At 53.4% G+C, this 8534-nt stretch carries 5 protein-coding genes and 1 pseudogene; all 6 read left to right on the plus strand.

Annotated features, from left to right (window positions below; translation table 11 throughout):
- On the plus strand, nucleotides 1-571 hold a 571-nt coding region (thpR, locus tag Q8Q07_09445; protein MDP3880510.1), incomplete at its 5' end, for an RNA 2',3'-cyclic phosphodiesterase.
- Between the two features lie 43 nt (nucleotides 572-614).
- Nucleotides 615-827, plus strand: coding sequence for a hypothetical protein (locus Q8Q07_09450; protein MDP3880511.1), 213 nt, complete (start codon nucleotides 615-617; stop codon nucleotides 825-827).
- A gap of 37 nt (nucleotides 828-864) precedes the next feature.
- Entirely contained in the window at nucleotides 865-1575 is a 711-nt protein-coding gene (locus Q8Q07_09455; GenBank protein MDP3880512.1) for a double zinc ribbon domain-containing protein, read from the plus strand.
- A 13-nt stretch (nucleotides 1576-1588) separates the two neighbouring features.
- Complete coding sequence (gene coaE / locus Q8Q07_09460) at nucleotides 1589-2200, plus strand: dephospho-CoA kinase (GenBank protein MDP3880513.1); 612 nt, start codon at nucleotides 1589-1591, stop codon at nucleotides 2198-2200.
- Nucleotides 2201-2470: 270 nt separating this feature from the next.
- A pseudogene (locus Q8Q07_09465) lies at nucleotides 2471-6094 on the plus strand (DNA-directed RNA polymerase subunit beta).
- Nucleotides 6095-6360: 266 nt separating this feature from the next.
- Nucleotides 6361-8534 (plus strand): DNA-directed RNA polymerase subunit beta' (rpoC, locus tag Q8Q07_09470; protein MDP3880514.1); only part of this gene is annotated, 2174 nt, incomplete at its 3' end.

Below are 8534 nucleotides of genomic sequence, written 5' to 3' on the forward strand. Positions count from 1 at the left end.
GCTGCCCGGTGAGCTGAAAGATGAACTCCACCAGCTTGAAGCACGGCTGAAATCAGATGAGCAGTCCGGTGTTAAGTGGGTTGACGCCCGGAGCCTTCACATCACGCTCAAGTTTCTGGGCAATATTCCCCAGGACAGCATCGGCGGTATCACCGCGGCAATGGAAGAAGCTGCCCGGGAGCTATCCTCCTTCCAGCTTAAGATCGAGAATCTGGGAGTTTTTCCCGGTTTACAGAAAGCCCGCGTGGGCTGGGTGGGGATTAGCGGGGAAGTAGAAAAGCTGGTACAGCTCCGGCAACGGATTGAAACCAAACTGGCCAGGCTCGGTTTTACGTCGGAAGTACGGCCCTTCACACCCCACTTAACGCTGGCGCGGCTCCGTGACCAGGCATCACCGACGGAACGGCAACGGTTCGGACAGCTTATCACCGGCACCGATTTCCGGGCGAATTCCATCATCAAAGTGGACACTATCAGCCTGATGAGAAGCCAGTTGACCCGCCAGGGCGCTATCTATAGTCGGATTGGTTTGAGCCTGTTAAAAAAACCCTTGTCAACAACCGGTGCTTAGTATATACTGAAGAAAATTCAAACCTGGTTGGGAGGTGGACCTCATGGAACAAGCGAGTTTCCCCAAGTGTCAGAAGTGCAAGACCGGAGACCTGGTACCATTATCCGATTTCGGCAGCCAGGGAGCCAACATCCACTACAAAGCCTGGGTCTGCACTAACCCCGATTGCGGCTTCAACCTGAAAATCAGGAACGGGGATGTTTATATAGATGAACCTATTATGAGCGGCACACTGCATAATAGCCGCTCCCGCTGAATAGCCGGCGTTTGAACCGTAAAGCCCTCGATTAGTTATGCTGAATGTGCTTCCTCAGGCAAGTAAACTCGGAGGAATAGCACTAAACCTGCTGTTTCCGCAGAAGTGCATCGGTTGCGGGCGGGGAGGCGCTTTCATCTGCGCTTCCTGCTCCATCTCGCTGCCCCGTCTCCTGCCCCCACTCTGCCCCCGCTGCGGCCGGCCCCAACCCAGCGGTATTTTGTGTCCGGGCTGTGTCAGCTGGCAGGCGGCAATAGACGGTATCCGCTCTTATCTGCGCTTTGAGGGAGTGGCGCGCCAGATGGTGTACCAGCTAAAGTACAAAAATCTGAGGGCTCTGTCCACCGTTCTGGCGCAATTTCTCAGCGAATATCTTCTGGCTAACTCCGTACCCGGCGAAGTCCTGGTACCGGTACCACTACACGAGAAGCGATTGAGAGAACGAGGCTATAATCAGTCCGGTCTGCTGGCCCGGGAACTGGGCAAACTGACCGGTTTACCGGTAGTTAATGATTGCCTTATCCGGCAACGACACACTGCTCCACAGGCCAGGACTACCACCGTGGCGGATAGATACACCAATATCACCGGCGCTTTCGCCTGCTGCGACCGGAGATTAGAGGGTAAAAAAGTGCTCCTTATTGACGATGTGGCTACATCCGGAGCCACACTCGATGCCGCCGCCGCGGCGCTGAAAGCCGCCGGCGCCACAGCAGTATGGGGACTGACTCTGGCCAGGGAAATATGAAGGGACGGATTAAATGACAAAGGTTATTGGACTTACCGGCGGTATCGGCAGCGGCAAGAGTACCGTTGCCCGCTTCCTTGCTGAGATGGGGGCTATCATTTTAGATGCCGACAAGCTGGGCCATGAAGTCTTCAAACCGGATACCCCCGCCTGGCATGAAGTAGTGGCTACCTTCGGCACGGAGGTTCTCAGCCCCGGTGGAGAGATCGACCGTCAGAAGCTGGGAGGAATCGTCTTCAATGACCCGGAAGCTCTTTCGCGGTTAAACCGGATAATGCACCCCCGTATAAATGATATGGCCAAAGCGCGGATTGAAGAGTACCGACGGCAGGGGGCAGACGTGGTGGTCCTTGAAGCGGCTATCCTGATTGAAGCCGACTGGACATCAGTGGTGGACGAAGTCTGGGTCACTGTAGCCCCCGAAGACAGGGTGCTGGAACGGGTCAAGGAGCAGCGTGGATTAGATGAGACGCAAATCCGGGCCCGCATCCGTTCCCAGCTAACCACAGAAGAGAGGATCAAACACGCTGACGTGGTTATTCAGAATGCCGGAGACCTTGACGAGATAAAGTCCAGAGTACGGGAGCAGTGGGACAGACTGCACTCCGGAAAAATCAACCCCTGAAACTTACTTTTTTAATTTATGGATAATTATCCTGCCCAAATTTATCCAAGCGCAGAAAAACTTGACAAACGTTGACAATGGTGGTAGTATTAGAGGTTGCGACTATGCCTCTTAAAGTTTCGGCTTTTTATCTCAAATTTACCGTTTTTACTCGTAACTCTTCGTCATGCAATACCCTTTCTTTCCGCATGTCCCGCTCGGGATATCAACCGCTCTAATCTAAAAGTAGTCTAAAAATTCTATCGGCTTGTGTAAGGAGTGTAACTGCAGATGGTACTATTGTCATCAACGCCCCCCGAGAAAATGATAACCAAGGTCTCACGTAAATCTTATGCCAGATTACCCCGGATACTGGACGTGCCCAACCTGATCAAAATCCAGCTGGATTCATTCCGCTGGTTCCAGGAAGAGGGACTGAAACAACTGCTGGAGGAAGTATCCCCGATTAAGGACTTTACCGGCAACCGTTTAGAGATTAACCTGACCGAATATGAGTTCCGTGAGCCCCGCCACTCCGAACAGGAATGCCGCCAGCGTGACCTGACTTACTCAGCCCCGCTCTATGTCAATGCCTCTCTGGTGATTAAAGACCCCCGAGCCGCCGGAAAAGGGGAAATCATGCAGCAGGAAATATTTTTCGGTGATATCCCCCTGATGACCACTAAAGGCACCTTTATTACCGGAGGAGCGGAAAGAATAGTAGTCAGTCAGTTACTCCGCTCCCCCGGCGTTTACTTCATGACCGAAGAAGACCCGGCCAGCGGCCGTAAATTATGCCGGGCCAAGCTGATCCCCATCCACGGGGCCTGGCTGGAGTTCGAGACCAGCCATCCGGATGTCATTTCCGTAAAGATAAACGGCAAGCGGAAGATCCCGGCAACCACATTACTGCGCGCTATCGGCTACAGCGATGACGAACAACTGCTCAGCCTTTTTTCCAGGGAAGATTCATCGCCGGAGCACCAGTTCATAAGGACCACCATAGAGCGCGACCCTTTAATCAGGAATGAAGCGGATGCCCTGATAAGTATCTATCGAAAGCTACGTCCCGGCGACCCGCCCAATATCGAAAATGCCAAAAGATTGATTGAAAGCATGTTCTTCAACACTGTGCACTATGACCTGGGATATGTCGGGCGCTACAAGCTCAACAAACGGCTGGACATCAATGTCCCGGAAAACCAGCGCACTCTAACCAATGAAGATATGGTGGATATAATCAAGCATATGATTATGATTAATAACGGCACTGATATCGCCGACGATATTGACCACCTGGGGAACCGGAGAGTGCGTACCGTCGGTGAGCTGCTGCAAAACCAGTGCCGCATCGGGCTGATGCGTCTGGAACGGGTCGCCAGAGAACGCATGAGCACCATTCCGGCGGAATCGGTTACTCCCAGCGCCCTGATTAACATCCGCCCGGTGGTGACCGCCATCAGGGAGTTCTTCGGCAGTTCGCAGTTATCACAGTTTATGGACCAGACCAATCCTCTGGCTGAACTGACCCACAAACGCCGGCTATCAGCCATGGGACCAAGAGGGCTATCCCGTGAGCGGGCTGGCTTTGAGGTCCGTGACGTCCATTATTCTCACTATGGCCGAATCTGCCCTATTGAGACGCCGGAAGGACCAAATATTGGTCTCATCGGCTCTATGGCCACGTATAGCCAGGTCAACCCGTATGGTTTCATTGAGACGCCGTACCGAAAGGTTATCTCCGAACTAGAGAGTACAGATGAGGAACTGGAAGGCAAAACAGCCCGTGAGGCGGTACCTGATGACAAAGGCGATACTATTCTGGAAAGCGGCGCTACCGTTACCCGGGAGCACATCAACCGGCTATCCAGGCTGGCTAAAAAAAGAACCATAAAGGTGGCGCCTTTTGTCTCTGGCAAAGTAATCTATCTATCAGCGGATGAAGAGGACAGGTATACCATTGCTCAGGCCAATGCCCGGCTTGACCAGAACAGCCAGTTCGTCGATGAGAAAGTTGAAGCCAGGCTCCGCGGCCACTACCTTCGGGAGGCAGCCGATAAAATAGACTTTATGGACGTGTCCCCCAAGCAGATATTCAGTGTTGCCACATCATTAATACCTTTCCTGGAACATGATGATGCCAACCGTGCCCTGATGGGCTCCAATATGCAGCGGCAGGCCGTACCCTTACTGTCTCCCAGGGCGCCACTGGTCGCCACCGGCATGGAAGCCGAAGCCGCCCGGCACAGCGGCCAGGTAATATTTGCCCGCAACAAAGGAGTCGTGAGCTCGGCTACCAGCTCACAGATTATCATTGCCAGTGATGCTGGTGGTGAAGAGGTTTACCCGTTATTGAAATTTGTACGCACCAACCAGGGAACCTGCATTAACCAGCGTCCGATAGTGAACAAGGGCGACCACGTCGAGGCGGGGCAGGTGCTGGTCGACAGCTCTTCTATGGAACAGGGCGAACTCGCCCTGGGACAGAACGTTCTCTGTGCCTTCATGAGCTGGGAAGGTTACAACTTTGAGGACGCCATTATCATCAGCAACCGCCTCGTTGAGCAGGATACCTTCACCTCAATCCATATTGAGAAGCATGAAGTAGAAGCCAGGGATACCAAGCTGGGCCCGGAAGAGATCACCCGGGATATACCCAATGTCGGGGAGGAAAGCCTGAGGGAACTTGACAGAGATGGTATTATCCGTCTTGGCGCTGAGGTCGGCCCGGATGACATTCTGGTCGGCAAAATTACCCCGAAAGGTGAAGCTGAACTGTCGGCGGAAGAGAAGCTGTTACGAGCCATCTTCGGTGAGAAAGCCCGTGAAGTCAAAGATACCTCGCTCCGGGTACCGCACGGTGAGTGGGGCAAGGTCATTGATGTCAGGGTCTTCTCCGGTGATGACCTGCCCGCAGGGGTCCACCAGCTGGTCCAGGTCTGGGTGGCTCAGAAACGGAGGGTATCGGCCGGAGATAAGCTTGCCGGCCGGCACGGCAACAAGGGTGTTGTTTCCATCCTGGCTCCAGCTGAAGACATGCCTTTCCTCCCTGATGGCACGCCGATAGATGTTATCCTTAACCCACTGGGCGTCCCGTCACGCATGAACATCGGGCAGGTACTGGAAACCCATCTCGGCTGGGCGGCCCAGATGCTGGGTTTCAAAGCGCTCACCCCCGTTTTTGATGGCGCTACTGACGTTACCATTGAGGATGCTCTGGCCAGAATCTGGATAGCGCAAAAGGCGGAGGCAATCAGCCTTAACCCGGATAATCAGAGTGACGGCCTGCAGACGGAAAAAGCCATATCCTGGGTCAGCAGCCACGGCTATGATGGAGACAAGGTGTTCAATGACGAATACCAGGGAATAGCCAGAGACGTTGGCCTGCGCTTATGGCTCCAGGAGCTGGGCATATCCAGTCAGAAACTCAACCAGGAGCAACTGAAGCAGGTGGTAACCAAAGTCAGCATGGAAAGGAACCTCCCGACACCGATCATCGGCAAGGCCATCCTCCGCGATGGACGCACCGGGCTGCCGTTTGATCAGCCGATAACTATTGGCAACATATATATGATGAAGCTAAATCATCTGGTTGAAGATAAGGTTCATGCCCGCTCAACCGGCCCTTACTCTTTAATCAGCCAGCAGCCCCTGGGCGGTAAAGCTCAGTTCGGAGGGCAACGCTTCGGTGAAATGGAGGTATGGGCGCTGGAAGCTTACGGTACCGCCCACAACCTGCAAGAAATCCTGACCATCAAATCAGATGATGTGAACGGACGTGCCAAAGCTTATGAGGCGATAGTCAAGAACGAAGACATCCTCCAGCCCGGCGTCCCCGAGTCTTTCAAAGTCCTGGTCAAGGAACTGCAAAGTTTAGGGTTGGCCGTTGAGGTAATCAACGAAGAGGAAAAGCTGCCTTTCACCGTGGAAACCACCCAGATACCTCGCCTGGAAGCAGTGATTGAGGCCGAAACTGCGATAGACCTGACCGAAGAGGAAGCAGCGACCCCACCGGCCGAAGCTGAAGAGACAACCAGGCTGGAGGCAGAAGCGGAGACCGAGACCGGGGCGGACGTAACCGGAGAGGAAGCAGCAACCCCTCCGACTGAAACTGAGGAGACAACCAGGCTGGAGGCAGAAGCGGAGACCGAGCCGGAATTAGCTGAAGGGGAAGAAAAATAATGTTTGAAGTCAATGATTTTGATGCCGTTCGTATTTCCTTATCCTCGCCGGAGCAGATCAGGAGCTGGTCCTACGGTGAAGTAATCAAACCGGAGACCATCAACTACCGTACCCTTAAACCAGAACGGGACGGACTCTTCTGTGAGAGAATCTTCGGACCGACCAAAGACTTTGAGTGTTTTTGCGGTAAGTACAAAAGGATACGCTACAAGGGAGTTATCTGCGATAAATGCGGAGTCGAAGTAGCCCAGTCCAAGGTGCGCCGGGAACGCATGGGACACATCGAACTGGCCTGCCCGGTAAGTCACATCTGGTTTGCCAAGGGAGTTCCCAGCCGGCTGGGACTGCTCCTTGACCTGTCTCCCCGAAATCTGGAGCGGGTCCTTTACTTTTCCCACTATATCATCACTTCAATCAATGAAGAGGCACGCCAGGAGACAATAAAGGAACTCGAGGAAAGTTACTCGCAAAAAATTGCCGAGCGCTTGAGCGCACTGGAAACCAGAATCGCCGGGATGGAGTCAGCCTCGGTAGAAAAAATAAACCAGTTCCGGCGGACCGGGGATGAGGAAAAAGCGCAGCTTGAAGAACAGCTTTCCGCCGAGCTGAACCAGCTTCAGGACCTCCGCTTACGAGAGTTGCTTACCGAGAACCAGTACGAAGACCTGAAACAGAAATATGAGCGGGTCTTTGAAGCCGGGATGGGAGCTGAAGCTATTTACCGGCTCAGCAAAGAAATTAACCTTAACGAATTACGTGTGCAGTTACAGCAGGAAACGCGCTCTAATTCCGGGCAACGCCGCAAGAAAGCAAGCAAGCAATTGCAGGTGGTGGAAGCTTTCCGCCGCAGCAACAGTAAACCGGAGTGGATGATTCTAACAGTACTGCCGGTATTACCTCCCGACCTCCGCCCCATGGTTCAGTTAGATGGTGGCAAGTTCGCCATCAGCGGCATCAACGACCTCTACCGGCGTGTCATCAACCGCAACAACCGGTTGCGCCACTTAATGGAAATAGAGGCGCCGGAAATTATCATCCGCAATGAAAAGCGTATGCTCCAGGAAGCGGTTGATTCACTGATTGATAACGGCAGAAGAGGAGGGCAATCTTTCTCCACCAGCGGCAATCATAAATTGAAATCGCTCTCGGACATGCTCCGCGGTAAACAGGGACGTTTCCGCCAGAACCTGCTGGGCAAGCGGGTTGACTACAGTGGACGATCGGTCATCATTGTTGGCCCTGAACTCAAGCTTCACCAGTGCGGCCTGCCCAGACGGATGGCGCTGGAACTGTTTAAGCCGTTTGTCATGCACCGGCTGATGGCGCAGGGACTGGCCCATAACATCAAGAGCGCCCGGCGGCTGGTGGAGAGAGCCAAACCGGAAGTATATGACATACTTGAGGAAGTTGTTAAAGAGCGCCCGGTATTACTGAACCGGGCACCTACCCTGCACCGGCTCAGTGTTCAAGCCTTTGAACCGGTACTCATTGATGGCAGCGCCATCCAGCTTCACCCCCTGGTCTGTACCGCTTTTAATGCTGATTTTGACGGAGACCAGATGGCAGTCCATGTCCCCCTTTCCAAAGCCGCGGTCAGAGAAGCCAGGGAGACAATGCTCAGCATTCACAATATTCTGGTACCCAGTAGCGGTGAACCGATCGTCACCCCGACGCTGGACATGGTACTCGGCTGCTATTACCTGACCGCCATCAAACCGGGAACCAAAGGTGAGGGGAAGATATCCAGTAGCTTTGAAGACGCCAAGCTTGCCTATGAACTCGGGGCAATTGATTTCAGGGCTGAGATTGAGGTCAGGGACCAGAACCAGAACGGCCAGAGAATTAAGACCAGTGTCGGGCGTATCCTGTTCAATGAAGCATTACCGCCGGAGCTGGGCTTTTACAATAAAGTAATCGATAAATCGAGCTTAAAACAAATAGTAACCGATTGTTCCAAGCTGTTAACCCATGAGAGGATGGCAACGGTACTCGACAATATAAAGCAACTGGGTTTCCGCTACGCCACCAAATCAGGTACCACCATCGCCATGAGCGATATCGAGGTACCACTGAGCAAACCAAAGCTCCTGGAAGAAGCAGAGAATGCCACAGCCACCATTGAAAACCAGTACGACCGCGGACTGATTACCGAAGACGAAAGATATAACGGGGT

This window comes from Dehalococcoidales bacterium, assembly GCA_030698765.1.
In the GTDB taxonomy this organism is placed as follows: Bacteria; Chloroflexota; Dehalococcoidia; order Dehalococcoidales; family UBA2162; genus JAUYMF01.

Coding starts and splice junctions, on each gene's coding strand:
- Q8Q07_09450 (MDP3880511.1), top strand. CDS start 615: ATGGAACAAGCGAGTTTCCCCAAGTGTCAGAAGTGCAAGACCGGAGAC.
- Q8Q07_09455 (MDP3880512.1), top strand. CDS start 865: ATGCTGAATGTGCTTCCTCAGGCAAGTAAACTCGGAGGAATAGCACTA.
- coaE (MDP3880513.1), top strand. CDS start 1,589: ATGACAAAGGTTATTGGACTTACCGGCGGTATCGGCAGCGGCAAGAGT.